The organism is Roseomonas gilardii subsp. gilardii (genome assembly GCF_023078375.1).
Classification (GTDB): domain Bacteria; phylum Pseudomonadota; class Alphaproteobacteria; order Acetobacterales; family Acetobacteraceae; genus Roseomonas; species Roseomonas gilardii.
Window position 1 is genome coordinate 3,392,215 of record NZ_CP095554.1, and the last position, 14,473, is coordinate 3,406,687.

Genomic DNA, 14,473 nt, shown 5'->3' on the forward strand with positions numbered 1-14,473 from the left:
CGGAAGCAGGATGATGAGGCCGGAAGTGATGCTGCCATGACGGATCGGCCGGATGGGAGCCACGGGTCGCTCCGCCAGAGGGTGCCGCCCACCGCCGCGGCCTCCACCAGGAAGCTGGCCTCGCCGCACCGGTAGAGGCGGCCGTGATGCCGGATGCGACGGAGCCCGCGCTGGCGCCGGCCTCGCCCGGCTCCGCCTGGGGCCGGCGGCTGGCCAGGCTCCGGCCCTGGCTGCTCGGCGCGGTCTTCCTGGCCCTGGCGGTGCTGGTCATCCTCGCCGTTCGGAGCCTTTCGGCCGAGCTGGACTACGACGCCGTGGTCGAGGCGCTGTCGGGCGCGCGGCCAGGGGTGCTGGCGGCCGGGCTCCTCGCCACGGCGGTCAGCTATGCCAGCATGGTGGGCTATGACCGCGCGGCGCTGCGCTATGGCGCGCCCGGCACGCCGGTGCCGCTGCGCGTGGCGGCGCTGGCCTCCTTCACCGGCTTCGCGCTGAGCAACACGGTGGGCGTCGGCGCCTTCACCGGCGGGGCGGTGCGCTGGCGGATCTACACGGCGGCGGGGCTACGGCCCTCGCAGATCACGCGCGTCATCGGCTTCATCGGCGTGTCCTTCGGCCTGGGCGTGGTGGCCGTGGGGGCGGCGGGGCTGATCGCGGGCGCCGGCCATGTGGCGACCTGGCTGGGCACCTCCGCCGGGCTGCTGCGGGGCATCGGCGGGGCGGCGCTGCTGGCCCTGGCCGCCTTCGTGGGCCTTTGCGCGGGGACCGATACGCTGTCCCTCGGCCGTTTCGCCCTGCGCCTGCCCTCGGCGCGGCTGGCCCTGGCACAGCTCGCCATCTCGGCGGTCGATGTCTGCGCCGCGGCCACCGTGCTCTGGGTGCTGCTACCGGAAGGGGCGGTGGGCCTGTCCACCTTCCTGCCGATCTATGCCATTGCGCTGGTCCTGGCGCTGCTCAGCCATCTGCCGGGCGGCATCGGCGTCTTCGAGGCGGTGGTGCTGCTGGCCTTCCGCGATCTGCCCGTCTCGCTGGACGAGGTCGCGGCGGCGCTGCTGCTCTATCGTATCCTCTACTACGTGCTGCCCCTGGCCCTGGCGGTGGCTCTGCTGGTGCTGCCGGAGGCGCGGCGCGGCGCCAGCCTGGCCGGGCAGTCCCGCCCCGTGCGGGCGGCCACCCGGCTGGCGCCGCGCTTCCTGGGCGCGCTCGCCTTCATCACCGGGGCGGCACTGCTGATCGGTGGCGTGGCGCCCAGCGGCGAGGACGGGCCGGGCATGCTGGCCCCTGCCCTGCCGGGCCTGCTCTTCGAGGCATCGCACCTGATCTCCAGCGTCGCGGGCCTGGTGCTCCTGCTGGTCGCGGACCGGCTGGTGCACCGGCTGGACGCGGCCTGGTGGGTCACCACGCTCTGCGCCATCGGCGGGCTGGTGCTCTCGGTGGCGCGCGGCGGCGGGCTGCTGGAGATGGGCTCGCTGCTGCTGTTGCTGCTGGCCCTGCTGGCGACGCGGCACCGCTTCGACCGGCGCACCCGGCTTTTCGCCCAGCCCTTCACCCTGCGCTGGCTGGTCGCCGTGGGCTGCGTGGTGGCGGCGGCGGTCTGGCTGCTCTTCTTCGCCAACCGGGACGTGCCCTATTCCAACGAGCTCTGGTGGCGCTTCGAGTTCGACGAGGATGCGCCGCGTGGCCTGCGCGTGACCCTGGCGGCAGCGATGGGGCTGGGCGCGGTGGGGCTCTGGAGCCTGCTGCGCCATGCCCAGGGGCGGCAGGAGGAGCCGAGCCCGGCGATGCTGGCCCGGGCGGCCGAGATCGCGGATGCGAGCGACCGCGCCGACGCGCAGCTCGTGCGGATGGGCGACAAGTCGCTGCTTTTCTCGGAGGCGGGCGATGCCTTCGTGATGTATGGGCAGCGCGGGCGCTCCTGGATCGCGCTGTTCGACCCGATCGGCCCCCGCGCCCGCTGGCCGGACCTGATCTGGAGCTTCGTGGAGGCGGCGGATGCCCAGGGGGCGCGGGCCGCCTTCTACCAGGTGAAGGCGGAGAGCCTGCCGCTCTATCTCGATGCCGGGTTCCGGCCGATCAAACTGGGGGAGGCGGCGCGGGTGGACCTGTCCCGGTTCGATCTCAAGGGACGCGCACGGGCCAATCTCCGCAACGCGCTGAACCGGGCGGAGCGGGATGGCATGACGCTCACCGTCCTGTCGCCGGCGGAGGTCCCTGCCCTGCTGCCGGAATTGCAGGCGGTGTCGGATGCCTGGCTCGCGGCGCATGAAACGCGGGAGAAGGCCTTCTCCCTCGGGGCCTTCGCGCCGCATTACGTCTGCGCCCAGCCGGTGGCGGTGGTGCGGGACGGTACCGGGCGGCTGGTGGCCTTCGCGACGATCTCGGAAACGCCGGTGACCAAGGCAGAAGCCTCGGTGGACCTGATGCGGCACCTGCCGGATGCCCCGGGCGGCACCATGGACTTCCTGTTCATCCGGCTCCTGCTGCGCGCCAAGGAGCTCGGCTACCGCAATTTCGACCTCGGCATGGCGCCGCTGTCCGGCCTCGCGGCGCACCGGCTGGCGCCGCTCTGGCACCGGCTCGGCGGCTGGGTCTTCCGGCGGGGCGAGCGTTTCTACAACTTCCGCGGCCTGAGGGCCTTCAAGGAGAAGTTCGATCCGGTCTGGGAGCCGCGCTACCTCTGCGCGGCGGGGGGCTTGATCCCTGGGTCGTGCTGGCGGATGTGGCGGCCCTGCAAGCCGGCGGGCTGCGCGGGGTGGTGGGCAAATGAGGCGGCGCGGCATGGCGCGTCACCCGGTGCAGCGGCGGGCGCTGGTGCTGTCCGTGCTGGCGGGCTGTCTCCTGGCCGGCGAGGCGCAGTCGCCAGGGACGCGGGACCACTTCCCCTATCTGGTGGAGATCCCGGCCGATCCGGTGCGCTTCGACAGCTTCGCCCTGATCATCTCCGGCGATGGCGGCTGGGCGGATCTGGACCAGCAGCTCGGTGAGATCCTGCAGGAGCGCGGCATGTCCGTTCTGGGCTGGGATTCACTGAACTATTTCTGGAAGCACCGGAAGGCGGAGGAAGTGGCGCAGGACCTCGACAAGGCGATCCGCACCTATTCCGAGCTCTGGAACCTGCCGCGCGTGGTGCTGATCGGCTTCTCCTTCGGGGCTGACGTGATCCCCTCCGCCTATAACCTCCTGCCGCCCGAGACACGGGAGAGGGTGGCCCTGATCTCCCTGCTCTCCATGTCGAAGGACATCGACTACGAGGTGACGGCCTCGGGCTTCATCGGCATGGGTGGTTCCGACGAGATCCCGATCGGGCCGGAACTGGCGCGGATGGACCAGGCCAAGGTCCAGTGCGTCTATGGCGAGGAAGAGGCGGACGAGACCGGCTGCCTCCTGCTCGACCCGGAGAAGGCGCAGGTGATCCGCACCAGCGGCGGGCATCATTTCGACGAGGACTACGCCAAGCTGGCAGACCGCATCCTGGCGAGGCTGGCCGATGCGAGCTGAGCCGATGCCGACCGGCCGGCGCGGCCTGCTGCGGAGTGGGCTGGGGCTGGCGTTGCTGGCGGGTTCCTTCCTGCCGGCGCCGGGATGGGCCGCGGCGCCGGATGGGAAGACGGCGGAGGCGGGGCTGCTGGCCTTCCGCATGATGCCCCTGGGCCGCCCGGGCCCGGTGAGCTTCATCCTGCCCAGTTCGCACGCCCCGGACCCGCGCCTGCCACGTCTGCCGGTGGAGCGGCTCCTGGCCGGGGCGCGGCTGGTGCTGACCGAGAGCGGCTATGCCCCCGGGGAGGAGGCAGGCGAGGAACTGTTCCGGCCGGGAGGGGACTGGCCCGCGCTTTGGGCGCTGAGCCCCGCCGAGCGGGAAGCGCTGCGGCGGAACGCGGCCTGCCGGGGGCTGGAGACGGTGATGGCGCGGCTGCGGCCGATCCTGCTGCTCGCCGTGGCCCGGGAAGCCTGCCCTGCCGCCGGCGCCGACCGGGGCCGTTCGCCGGAGGACTGGCTGAGCGGCGCCGCCCGGGCCATGGGCCTCCGCACCGGGGCGCTGGAAAGCGTGGGCGAGAGCATGGCGGCGGCGGATGCCGTGCCGGAGGCGGTCTATCTGGACGCCCTGCGCCGGGCGCTGGCCGATCCCGCCGGCATGGCGGCGGAGGACCGCGCCCTGCAACGCGCCCATGAGGATGGCGACCTGAACGAGGTCCGGCGCCTGACCGTGGCGGCCATGGGCGGGGACGAGGCCGGGCGCGCGGCGTTCGACCGGATCGTGATCAGCGCCCGCAGCCGGCGGATGGCGGCGCGGCTGGCCGAGGCCGCCTCGGCCCTGCCCGTGGTGGCGGTGGTGGGCGCGGCGCATCTGGCCGGGGGGGACGGGATGCTCGCGCTGCTCCAGGCCATGGGCTTCCGGCTGGAAGCCTTCCGGATGCGGCTGGCGCCGGGATAGCGGGAGGACCCACCCGGCTCAGGCGGGCGGGTGCTCCTTCCACCAGTGCCGGGCGATCTCGGCGCGGGTGCAGACCCAGACATCCGGGCAGGCCACGACATGGTCCAGGAAGCGGGCCAGGGCGGCGGCGCGGGCAGGACGGCCGACGAGGCGGCAATGCAGGCCGACGCTCATCATGCGCGGCGTGGTCCGGCCTTCCTCGCGCAGGAAATCCAGCGAGTCCTTCAGATAGGCGGTGAAGGCATCGGTGGTGCCGAAACCGGGCGGCACCGCGAACTTCATGTCGTTGTTGTCGAGCGTGTAGGGGATGACGAGGTGCGGCTTGCCACCCACCGGCACGTAATGCGGCAGGTCGTCGTCATAGGCGTCGGAATCATAGAGGAAGCCGCCATGCTCGGCCACGAGGCGGCGGGTGTTGCCGCTGATGCGGCCGGTGTACCAGCCGACCGGCGTGGTGCCCGTGGTCTGTTGCACCGCCGCGACGTTGCGGGCGATGTGGTCGCGTTCCGTGGCCTCGTCCACCTCGGCATAGTTGATCCAGCGGTAGCCGTGGCAGGCGATCTCATGCCCGGCCTCGGCGAAGGCGCGGCCGACGGCGGGGTTCAGCTCCAGCGCCCGGCCCACGCCATAGACGGTGAGCCGGAGGCCGCGTTCCCGGAACAGGCGCAGCACGCGCCAGACGCCGACGCGGGCGCCGTAGTCGAACTGGCTTTCCGTGCTTTCGTCGCGCAGGCCGCGGCGGGGCTGGCCACCGGGCACCTCGTGCAGATAGGCCTCGGTGATCGGGTCACCGTTCAGCGGCGTGTTCTCGCCGCCTTCCTCGTAGTTCAGGACGAAGGACAAGGCGAGGCGGGCGCCGTTGGGCCAGCGCGCATCGGGCGGGTTGGGACCGTAGCCCGCGAAGTCCCGGGGGAAGCCGCTTTCGGCGGCCAGGATGGTGCCGCCGGTCTTGCCGTCGCTCATGCTCTCGTCCTTCGGTCCCTGGCCTGTCCCGCTCCAGCAGCGGAACCCCGGGGATGGGGTTCCAGCCATGGGGCGGGCTGGAACCCGTTCCTGTCGGGACACGGGCAGGAGCGCAAGGCCCCTGCCCTCCCACCCTGGGCGTCAGCGCGCGTTGAAGCCGGCGGAGCCGCCCACATAGGCGCCACGGGGGCTGGTGCCGTCATTCGCCGGGCGCTGGCAGGCCGCCAGCGGCAAGGTGGCGAGCGCCAGGGCCAGCAGCACGAGGACGGGACGCCGCATCGCCGTCACGCCGCCGGCAGATCGTTGAGGTGGCAGCGCGAACGGTGCCCCGGGGCGATCTCCTTCAGCACGGGCACCTCCAGCCGGCACCGCTCGAAGGCATGCGGGCAGCGCGGGTGGAAGTGGCAGCCCTTGGGCGGGTTCAGCGGCGAGGGAATCTCGCCCTGCACCACGGCGAAGCTCTTCTTGCGCGCCTCGATGCGCGGCACGGCGGCCAGCAGCGACTGGGTATAGGGGTGGTTGGCGCGGGCGAAGACCTCCTCCGCCGGCGCCTCCTCCACCACCCGGCCGAGATACATGATCACGACCCGGTCGCTCAGATGCTCCACCACGCCGAGATCGTGGCTGATGAAGAGGTAGGTGAGGTCCAGTTCCTGCCGCAGGCGCATGAAGAGGTTCAGCACCTGGGCCTGGATCGAGACGTCCAGCGCCGCCACGGATTCGTCGCAGACCAGGAATTCCGGCTGCACCGCCAGGGCGCGGGCGATGCCGATGCGCTGGCGCTGGCCGCCGGAGAACTGGTGCGGGTAGCGGCGCTTGTAGGCCGGGTCGAGGCCCGCGCGGCGGAGCTGTTCGTCCACATAGGCATCCAGGCCGGACCGCGTGGTCATGCCATGGACCAGCGGCGCCTCCCCCACGATGTCGGTGACCCGCAGGCGCGGATTCAGCGAGGACATCGGGTCCTGGAAGATCATCTGGGCGCGGAGCTTGGCCTCGCGCGCTTCCTTCGCGGAAAGCGTGCTGCGGTCGCGGCCGCGCCAGAGGATCTCGCCATCCGAAGGAGGCAGGATGCCGGCCACCATGCGGCCCAGCGTGGACTTGCCGCAGCCGGATTCGCCGACGAGGCCGACCACCTCACCCTTGCGGACGGTGAGATCGACCTTGTCCACGGCGTGGACGGTTTCCTCCCGGACAGGAGCGCCGAGCTTCTTCGCGATCTTGCCGGCGAAGTCGAGGGTCTTGCTGAAGCGGCGGGAGACGCCCTTCACCTCGATGATGGGCGCGCCCAGGCTCCGGGCGGCAGCGGCGTCAGGGCGGGCGAGCGTGGTGCTCATGCGGCCTCCGCGCGTTCGAAATGGGGGAAGAAACAGCGGGCCCAGCGATTGGGCAGCTTCTCGTCCAAGGCGGGATATTCGCGGCACTTCTCGGCCGCGCGCGGGCAGCGGGCCTGGAAGGGGCAGCCGGGCGGCAGGCTGAGCAGGGAGGGCGTCATGCCCGGGATCTGCCGCAGCGGCTCGCCACGCTTGTTGCGGCTGGGCACGGAGCCCAGCAGCCCCACCGTGTAGGGGTGCAGGGGCGCGTCCAGCGTCTCCCCCACATCGCCGTACTCGACGACGCGGCCGGCATACATCACCGCCAGATCGTCGGCGAGGCCGGCGACGACCGAGAGGTCATGGGTGATCCAGATCAGCGAGGTGCCGGTATTGGCGGCGAGCTTCTGCACCTCCGCCAGGATCTGGCCCTGGATGGTGACGTCGAGCGCCGTGGTGGGCTCATCGGCCACGATCAGTTCCGGGCGGTTCAGCAAGGCGATGGCGATGGCCACGCGCTGCCGCATGCCGCCGGAGAACTGGTGCGGATAGGATTTCAGCCGCTCGTCCGGGCTCGGGATGCCGACCATGCCCAGCGTGTCGCGGGCCCGCTGGCGGGCATCCTCGCGCGAGATCTTCTCGTGCGCCTGCAGCGTCTCGATCATCTGGGTGTCGATGCGCAGGACCGGATTCAGCGTCATCATCGGGTCCTGGAAGATCATGGCGATGCGGTTGCCGCGAAGCTGCCGCATCTCCTCCTCCGGGATGGTGGCGAGGTCACGGCCCTGGAACAGGATGTGACCGCCCACCACGCGGCCCGGCGGATCGACCAGGCGCATGATGGAGAAGCCGGTGACCGACTTGCCGGAGCCGGACTCGCCGACGAGGCCCAGCACCTTGCCGCGGCCGACGGAGAAGGAGACGCCGTCCACCGCCTTGATCACGCCGGCGCGGGTGAAGAAGTGGGTCTGGAGGTCGCGGACCTCCAGCGTCGGGGCGGCGCTGGTGGCCGGAACCCCCATGGGAGATTGCTTGGCGGCGCTCATTTCTGCAGCCTCGGGTTCAGCACGTCGCGCAGATGGTCGCCCACGAGGTTGATCGAGACGATGGTCACCAGCAGCGCGATGCCGGGGTAGAAGGAGATCCAGTACTTGCCCGAGAGCATGTACTCGTAGCCGTTGGAGATCAGCAGGCCGAGCGAGGGCTCGGTGATGGGCACGCCGAGGCCGAGGAAGGAGAGCGTCGCCTCCAGCGCGATGGCGCGGGCCACCTGCATGGTGCCCACCACGATCAGTGGCGGCAGGCAGTTCGGCAGCAGGTGGCGGAAGATGATGCGGTGCGTCGGCAGGGCGAGGCACTGCGCCGCCTCGATATACTCGCGCCGCCGCTCCACCAGCGCCGTGCCGCGCACGGTGCGGGCGTAATAGGCCCATTCCACGATGATCAGCGCCAGCACCACGTTCATGATGCCCTTGCCGAGGAAGGCCAGGATCATCAGCGCGGCGAGGATCGAGGGGAAGGAGAGCTGGAGGTCCACCAGCCGCATGATGAAGGTGTCGGTGCGGCCGCCGGCATAGGCGGCGAGCATGCCGAGCGAGGCCCCCACCAGCGCGGCGCAGATGGCTGACCCGGCGCCCACGATCAGGCTGATGCGCAGCCCGTAGAGGATGCCCGAGAGCATGTCGCGGCCCTGGTCATCCGTGCCGAGCCAGTAGGTCATGGTGTCGTCGGCGTTGCGCGACCCCGGCTCCAGACGCCCGTCCATGATGTCGAGCTGGGCGAGGTCGTAGGGGTTCTGCGGCGAGATCCAGGGCGCGAGGATGGCCAGCAGCACGATGATCGTGAAGACGATCAGCCCGAACATCGCCAGCTTGGAGGCAGCGAAGTCACGAACGAAGCGCTTGAAGGGAGTCTCGACCTTCGGTGCGGACGGGGCGGCGGCCGGGGCGGTTGCCCCGGGCTTGGCGGCGGTGGCGCTCATGCCTTGCCCTCCAGCCGGACGCGCGGATCAAGCGCGGAATACATCAGATCCACGGTCAGGTTGATGATGATGAACATGAAGACGATGATCATGAGGTAGGCCACGATCACCGGACGGTCGAGCACGTTGATGCTGTCGATGATCAGCTTGCCCATGCCCGGCCAGGCGAAGACGCTTTCCGTCACCACCGAGAAGGCGATGGTGGAGCCGAGTTCCAGCCCGACCACGGTGATGACCGGGATCAGGATGTTCTTGAAGACATGCACGAAGATCACACGGCTGTTGGTCAGCCCCTTGGCGCGCGCGAACTTCACGAAGTCCATCAGCATGGTCTCGCGCACGCCGGCGCGGGTCAGGCGCACGACCAGGGAGATCTTGAACAGGGCGAGGTTCAGCGCCGGCATGGCCATGTGCGCCAGCCCGTCCCGGGTCAGGAAGGACCACTGCACGCCCAGGAGTTCCGCCGTCTGGCCGCGGCCCGTGGAAGGCAGCCAGCCGAGCTGCACGGCGAAGACCATGATGAGCATCAGCCCGACCCAGAAGGTCGGCAGCGAGAAGCCCAGGATGGAGCCCGCCATGATGCCGGAGGAGATCGGCGAATGCGGCTTGAGCCCGGCATAGAGGCCGAGCGGGATGCCGATGATCAGGGCCAGGAAGGTGGCGCCGAGGGCGAGCTCCAGCGTCGCGGGCATGCGCTGCAGGATCAGTTGCAGGGCGGGCTCGTTGAACACGAAGCTGCGGCCGAGGTCGCCATGCAGCGCGTTGCCGAGGAAGGAGAGGTACTGCATCCAGAGCGGCAGATCGAGGCCGAGCGCCTTGATCGCCCGCTCGCGCTCCATCTGGTCGGCATCGGGGCTGATCAGGATCTCCACCGGGTCGCCGATGGCATAGACGCCGACGAAGACGATGACCGACATCGCCAGCATCACGAGAGCCGCCTGGATCAGCCGGCGCAGGAGGTAAACGGTCATGGATTCAACTCGTCATGGCCCCGGACGGCGCGGATGGGCCACGCCGCCGGGCTGGGAATTCCGTGCGGAGGTGCACGATCCGCCCATTTACTGGGCAGCCGGGCGGATATCCTGCGCCCGGGTCAGTTCGTCGGCACGGGCCTCGTGCACCAGGGTCGGGCGCATCGCCCAGATGTTCTTCTGGATGTGAATCGGGATGATCCCCACGTCGTCGAGCGCGATCTGGCTGGCCTCGCGCAGCAGTTGCTCGCGCTTGTCGTCGTCCAGCGTTTGCAACGACTGTGCCAGCTTCGCGTCCATGGCGGGGTTGCTGTAGGAGCCGCGGTTGGAGGTGCCCCAGCCCTTTTCCGGCGTCGGGGTGGCGAGCAGGGCACGCAGCGGCGAGGTCGCCTCGCCGGAGGAGATGCCCCAGCCGACGAGGCCGGCCGCGATCTCCCGCCGGGCCGCCTTCTGCACATAGGCGGCCCAGGGCTGGGCATCGACCTGGGTGCGGACACCGATCCGGGCCCACATCTGGCCGATCGCCTGGATGATGCGGGCGTCGTTGATGTAGCGGTCGTTGGGGCCGCTCAGCACGATGCGGAAGCCGTCCGGATAGCCGGCTTCGGCGAGCAGCTTCTTCGCGCCCTCCGGGTCGGCCTTGGCGGGCTGCAGGCCGGGGATCGAGCCGAAGGCGCCGATGGAGAGGAACTGCGCGGTCGGGGCGGCGGCACCCTCCATCACCCGCTGGGTGATCGCCTGCCGGTCGATGGCCATCGACAGCGCTTGCCGGACCTTCAGCGCCTTGAGCGGGTTCTTCTCCAGCGGCTTGCCGGCGTTGTCGGTGATGAAGGGCGACTGGGCGTGGAGGTGGTCCAGGAACAGGAAGATCAGGCGCAGCCCGTCCGCCTCGCTCATCCGCACGCGGCTGTCCTTGGACAGCTTGGCGATGTCGCTGGTCGGCACCTGGTCGATGAAGTCCACATCGCCCGAGAGCAGCGCCGCGGTGCGGGCGCCGTCATTGGCGATGATGCGATAGGTGACCTTCTTCCAGGCCGGCTTCTCGCCGAAATAGTTCTCGTTGCGTTCGTAGAGGATGCGGTCGCCGTTCCGGTAGGAGGTGACGCGGAAGGGGCCGGTGCCGATGGCGACCTTGAGGCTGTTGAAATCCTCGGTCCCCGCGCCCTGGTGCGTCTCGCGGTCCAGCATCTCGACCTGGGCGAGGTCGGTGGCGAGCAGCGGGTAGGGGCCGTCCGTGTGCAGGCGGATCGTCAGCGGATCGACGATCTCCACCCGCTTCACCCCTCGCGTGTAGATGGCATAGGAGGAGGGGCTGTTGGGGACGTTGGGCACGCGTTCCAGCGTGAAGGCCACGTCCTCGGCGGTGAAATCGTTGCCGTTATGGAACTTCACCCCGGGGCGCAGCTTGAATTCCCAGACATCCTCGGCCACCGGCTTCCAGCTCTCGGCCAGGCGCGGCTGCAGCCGGCCCTTCGCGTCGAAGGTCGTCAGGCTGTCGAACAGCATGTCCGCCACGGCGTAGTTCGGCGACAGCGCATGGTAATGGGGGTCGAGCGAAGTGACCGGCGCGCCGACCGCGAGGTTCAGCTCCTGCGCCCGGCCGGGGCCCGTCAATGCCACAAGGGCGGCGAAACCCGCCGCCACGAGACGAACTGTCATGTCCAAGGGAGCTCCCGACAACTTCGGACGCGAATATGTCTATGCTGCCGGGTTCTAGCAGCCCTGCAATGCGGTCGCCAGCTTTCGGACAGAACAAGGACAAATTTTCGTCAAAGGATCGTTTGACGAAACATTTCATCGTGGACACCGTCGGCCCGGCAGTCGGACCGCCTCCGGCCGGTCAGTCCTCGTCCGCTTCCGCCACCGGCAGGATGGATGTCTCCTTGGCCGTGGCGGTGGCCACGATGGTCTCGGTGCGCTCCACGCCGGGCAGTGTGCGGATCTCCCGGTCCACGAACTGCTCCAGGGCGGTCAGGTCGGGCAAGCGCAACTTGAGCAGCCAGGACCAGCCGCCGGTCACCGCGTGGCATTCGAGGACAGGCTCCAGGGCCTGCACGGCCTCCCGGAAATCCGCGCCGTCGCGGCCGGCGCGCATGCCCACGAAGACGAAGGAGAGGAGCGAGCAACCGATCGCGGCGGGGTCCAGGTCGGCCCGCCAGCCGCGGATGGTGTGGCGCTCCTCCAGCCGCTTGACCCGCTCAGCCGTGGCGGAGACGGAAAGGCCGGCGATCTTGGCGAGTTCCGCGAGCCCGGCCGCTCCGTCCTGCTGCACGGCGATAAGGATATTGCGGTCGATCTCGTCCATGGCCACAGCCTAGCCCGGCTCGTCACATTCCGAAAAGACGAACGGCCCGGCACGCCTGGGGCGCACCGGGCCGCGGACCCATGGAATGGGGGAGGAAGACCCCTCCCCCGCCCGCGTCAGACGTAATGCTCGGCCAGCGGCACGAAGCCGTTGAAGCGCTGGCTGGCATAGGTCGTCACATAGGCGCCGGTGGCCAGCAGCTCGATCCGGTCCCCGGCGTCGAGGGCCAGGGGCAGGCGGTAGTTCGACTTCTCGTAGAGGGTGTCGGTGCTGTCGCAGGTCGGCCCCGCGATCGTCACCGGCCCCTCATCCTCGCCATCATGCGGGGTGCGGAAGTCGTACTTGATCGACTCGCCCTCCGTCTCGGCCAGGCCGCCGAAGCGGCCGATGTCGAGATAGACCCAGCGGACCGGGTCGTCCTCGGCCTTGCGGGAGACCAGCACGACCTCGGCGGAGACCACGCCGGCATCGCCGACGATGAAGCGGCCCGGCTCGATGACGATATCCGGCAGGGCATTGCCGAAATGCCGGGTCATCGCGCCCATGATGGCGGCGCCGAAGGCATCGATCTCCGGCACCTCGGCCCGGTAGCGGACCGGGTAGCCGCCGCCCAGGTTCACCATGCGCACCTTCACGCCCGCTTCCCGCAGGTCCGTGAAGAGCATGGCGGCCCTGGCGATCGCCGCCTCGTAGGCGGTGGTCTTGGTCTGCTGGGAGCCGACATGGAAGGAGAGGCCGAAGGGGTCGAGACCGAGCTCGGCGGCCTGGACCATCAGCGTCTTCGCCATCTCGATCTCGCAGCCGAACTTGCGGCTGAGCGGCCATTCGGCGCCGTCATTGCCAACCAGGATGCGGCAATAGACGCGGGAGCCAGGGGCCGAGCGGGCGAGCTTCTTCAGCTCACCCTCGGAGTCGAAGGCGAACATGCGGATGCCGCGGTCGAAGGCCGCCTTGATGGCGGATTCCTTCTTGATGGTATTGCCGTAGGAGATGGTCTCCGGCGCGGCGCCCGCGTCGAGGCAGGCCGAGACCTCTTCGTAGGAGGCGGCATCGAAGCTGGAGCCCAGGCCGACCAGGCGGTCCAGGATCGGGGCGGCGGGGTTGGCCTTCACCGCATAGTAGATGCGGGCCTGCGGCATGGCGGCCTGCAGGCGGCGGTAGTTCTCCTCCACCCGGTCCACGTCGAGGACGAGGCAGGGAGTGGCCGGCGCGGCGTCGCGCAGGAATTGGGCGATCTTGGGGGTCATCGCGGCACCCTCCCAGAAAGCGGCAGGGCAGCCGCCTTCCCGGCGGCCGGCCCTGTCAGTGTTGCGAACGGTCGAACGAACCAGCGACCAAAGGTTGCCAGGACGCTTGACGTCGTTGCGTAACCACCCAGGGCCAGAGGCACGTGCGTACTGCGTTGGAGGGGCAGATAGAGGCAGCGGGGGTGCGGCACAAGTGCCAATTTCGGCCACAGCCGTTTTTTTTCCGCAGAAAAAGTTGGGGGGCCGGAAACCCCTCCCATGTTTTCCTTGGCCGTCCGGCTTATTCACCGGCCCTTCACGCTTTTCACCGGGAGTCTTCCGGTCAGACCGGCGTCTATCGCAGGCCTGTCGCGAGATGGACGCAAATCTGCCCAGGCTGCCCGGTGCCGGAGGGCCGGGAATCGGGCCGCGAGCGCGAAGCCGTTGCGGAAAAGCGGAGCCAGGAAAAGGGTGTGCCCATCCCCTGGCCGGGGTTCAGCGGATCAGGCCGCTGGTGGGGGAGGAAGGATCGGCGGCGTAGTTGCGCGGCATCCGGCCGGCAAGGAAGGCATGACGGCCGGCCTCCACCGCCGCCTTCATGGCGCGGGCCATGCGGACCGGGTCCTTCGCATGGGCGATGGCGCTGTTCAGCAGCACGGCGTCGCAGCCCAGTTCCATGGCGAAGGCGGCCTCCGAGGCCGTGCCGATGCCGGCATCCACCAGCACGGGGACCTTGGCCTGCTCCTTGATCGAATGGATCATGAAAGGATTGGCCACGCCCAGCCCGGAGCCGATCGGGGCGCCCAGCGGCATGATGGCGACGCAGCCCATCTCCTCCAGCCGCTTCGCCGCCACCGGGTCGTCGGCGCAATAGACCATGACCTCGAACCCATCGGCGATCAGGGCCTCGGCGGCCTCCAGCGTCGCCTTCATGTCCGGGTAGAGGAAGGGTGGCGGGCCCAGCACCTCCAGCTTCACCAGGTTCCAGCCCCCCGCCTCGCGCGCCAGGCGCAGGGTGCGGACGGCATCCTTCGCGGTGTGGCAGCCGGCGGTGTTGGGCAGGTAGGTGTAGCGGTCGGGAGGGACGAAGTCCTGCAGCATCGGCGCGCCGGGGTCGGACAGGTTCACCCGCCGCACCGCGACCGTGACGATTTCGGCGCCGGATGCCTCGATGGCCTCGGCCGTCTCCTCCAGCGACTTGTAGCGGCCGGTGCCGACGATCAGGCGGGAGCGGAAGCGGCGGCCGGCCACCTCCCAGCCGTCATCCGCCGTCTGAATGCCGTCCATG

General features: G+C 69.9%; 13 protein-coding genes. 3 read left to right on the forward strand and 10 right to left on the reverse strand.

Annotated features, from left to right (window positions below):
- The first annotated feature begins 146 nt into the window (after nt 1-146).
- The 3 genes from mprF to MVG78_RS15635 are packed head-to-tail and all read left to right on the forward strand — an operon-like array spanning nt 147 to nt 4,429.
- A complete protein-coding gene (gene mprF / locus MVG78_RS15625) occupies nt 147-2,981 on the forward strand; it encodes a bifunctional lysylphosphatidylglycerol flippase/synthetase MprF (protein WP_247552960.1) in 2,835 nt (944 codons plus the stop codon).
- Complete coding sequence (locus tag MVG78_RS15630; protein WP_247552962.1) at nt 2,908-3,495, forward strand: virulence factor family protein; 588 nt, start codon at nt 2,908-2,910, stop codon at nt 3,493-3,495. The genes mprF and MVG78_RS15630 overlap by 74 nt, the downstream gene beginning before the upstream one ends.
- Nucleotides 3,485-4,429: a TraB/GumN family protein gene (locus tag MVG78_RS15635; protein ID WP_247552963.1), complete on the forward strand. Its 945-nt coding sequence runs from the start codon at nt 3,485-3,487 to the stop codon at nt 4,427-4,429. The genes MVG78_RS15630 and MVG78_RS15635 overlap by 11 nt, the downstream gene beginning before the upstream one ends.
- A gap of 18 nt (nt 4,430-4,447) precedes the next feature.
- Here the strand turns inward: MVG78_RS15635 and puuE are convergent, their stop codons facing one another.
- The 10 genes from puuE to MVG78_RS15685 all read right to left on the reverse strand — a co-directional run bounded on the left by puuE (nt 4,448) and on the right by MVG78_RS15685 (nt 14,472).
- The gene (gene puuE / locus MVG78_RS15640) at nt 4,448-5,392 is read right to left on the reverse strand and encodes an allantoinase PuuE (RefSeq protein ID WP_247552965.1); all 945 of its coding nucleotides are present in this window, start codon (nt 5,390-5,392) and stop codon (nt 4,448-4,450) included.
- 141 nt (nt 5,393-5,533) lie between these two features.
- Nucleotides 5,534-5,671, reverse strand: a complete 138-nt coding sequence (locus tag MVG78_RS15645; RefSeq protein ID WP_247552967.1) for a hypothetical protein — start codon at nt 5,669-5,671, stop codon at nt 5,534-5,536.
- A 5-nt stretch (nt 5,672-5,676) separates the two neighbouring features.
- Complete coding sequence (locus MVG78_RS15650) at nt 5,677-6,726, reverse strand: ABC transporter ATP-binding protein (RefSeq protein WP_247552969.1); 1,050 nt, start codon at nt 6,724-6,726, stop codon at nt 5,677-5,679.
- Entirely contained in the window at nt 6,723-7,748 is a 1,026-nt protein-coding gene (locus MVG78_RS15655; RefSeq protein ID WP_247552970.1) for an ABC transporter ATP-binding protein, read from the reverse strand. Before MVG78_RS15655 ends, MVG78_RS15650 begins: the two co-directional genes overlap by 4 nt.
- Nucleotides 7,745-8,683, reverse strand: coding sequence for an ABC transporter permease (locus MVG78_RS15660; RefSeq protein WP_247552972.1), 939 nt, complete (start codon nt 8,681-8,683; stop codon nt 7,745-7,747). The genes MVG78_RS15655 and MVG78_RS15660 overlap by 4 nt, the downstream gene beginning before the upstream one ends.
- The gene (locus MVG78_RS15665) at nt 8,680-9,654 is read right to left on the reverse strand and encodes an ABC transporter permease (protein ID WP_247552975.1); all 975 of its coding nucleotides are present in this window, start codon (nt 9,652-9,654) and stop codon (nt 8,680-8,682) included. Before MVG78_RS15665 ends, MVG78_RS15660 begins: the two co-directional genes overlap by 4 nt.
- A gap of 87 nt (nt 9,655-9,741) precedes the next feature.
- Entirely contained in the window at nt 9,742-11,313 is a 1,572-nt protein-coding gene (locus MVG78_RS15670) for an ABC transporter substrate-binding protein (RefSeq protein ID WP_247552978.1), read from the reverse strand.
- A 181-nt stretch (nt 11,314-11,494) separates the two neighbouring features.
- Nucleotides 11,495-11,959, reverse strand: a complete 465-nt coding sequence (locus MVG78_RS15675; protein ID WP_247552980.1) for an Lrp/AsnC family transcriptional regulator — start codon at nt 11,957-11,959, stop codon at nt 11,495-11,497.
- Between the two features lie 116 nt (nt 11,960-12,075).
- Entirely contained in the window at nt 12,076-13,206 is a 1,131-nt protein-coding gene (locus MVG78_RS15680; RefSeq protein ID WP_247552983.1) for a type III PLP-dependent enzyme, read from the reverse strand.
- Nucleotides 13,207-13,680: 474 nt separating this feature from the next.
- Nucleotides 13,681-14,472, reverse strand: coding sequence for a thiazole synthase (locus tag MVG78_RS15685; RefSeq protein ID WP_247552985.1), 792 nt, complete (start codon nt 14,470-14,472; stop codon nt 13,681-13,683).
- Nucleotide 14,473: the final 1 nt, after the last annotated feature.

Excerpts from the sequence above, each read along its gene's own strand:
- mprF (WP_247552960.1), top strand. The coding sequence starts at position 147 with ATGCCGGATGCGACGGAGCCCGCGCTGGCGCCGGCCTCGCCCGGCTCC.
- MVG78_RS15635 (WP_247552963.1), top strand. The coding sequence starts at position 3,485 with ATGCGAGCTGAGCCGATGCCGACCGGCCGGCGCGGCCTGCTGCGGAGT.
- puuE (WP_247552965.1), bottom strand. The coding sequence starts at position 5,392 with ATGAGCGACGGCAAGACCGGCGGCACCATCCTGGCCGCCGAAAGCGGC.
- MVG78_RS15645 (WP_247552967.1), bottom strand. The coding sequence starts at position 5,671 with ATGCGGCGTCCCGTCCTCGTGCTGCTGGCCCTGGCGCTCGCCACCTTG.
- MVG78_RS15650 (WP_247552969.1), bottom strand. The coding sequence starts at position 6,726 with ATGAGCACCACGCTCGCCCGCCCTGACGCCGCTGCCGCCCGGAGCCTG.
- MVG78_RS15655 (WP_247552970.1), bottom strand. The coding sequence starts at position 7,748 with ATGAGCGCCGCCAAGCAATCTCCCATGGGGGTTCCGGCCACCAGCGCC.
- MVG78_RS15660 (WP_247552972.1), bottom strand. The coding sequence starts at position 8,683 with ATGAGCGCCACCGCCGCCAAGCCCGGGGCAACCGCCCCGGCCGCCGCC.
- MVG78_RS15665 (WP_247552975.1), bottom strand. The coding sequence starts at position 9,654 with ATGACCGTTTACCTCCTGCGCCGGCTGATCCAGGCGGCTCTCGTGATG.
- MVG78_RS15670 (WP_247552978.1), bottom strand. The coding sequence starts at position 11,313 with ATGACAGTTCGTCTCGTGGCGGCGGGTTTCGCCGCCCTTGTGGCATTG.
- MVG78_RS15675 (WP_247552980.1), bottom strand. The coding sequence starts at position 11,959 with ATGGACGAGATCGACCGCAATATCCTTATCGCCGTGCAGCAGGACGGA.
- MVG78_RS15680 (WP_247552983.1), bottom strand. The coding sequence starts at position 13,206 with ATGACCCCCAAGATCGCCCAATTCCTGCGCGACGCCGCGCCGGCCACT.
- MVG78_RS15685 (WP_247552985.1), bottom strand. The coding sequence starts at position 14,472 with ATGGACGGCATTCAGACGGCGGATGACGGCTGGGAGGTGGCCGGCCGC.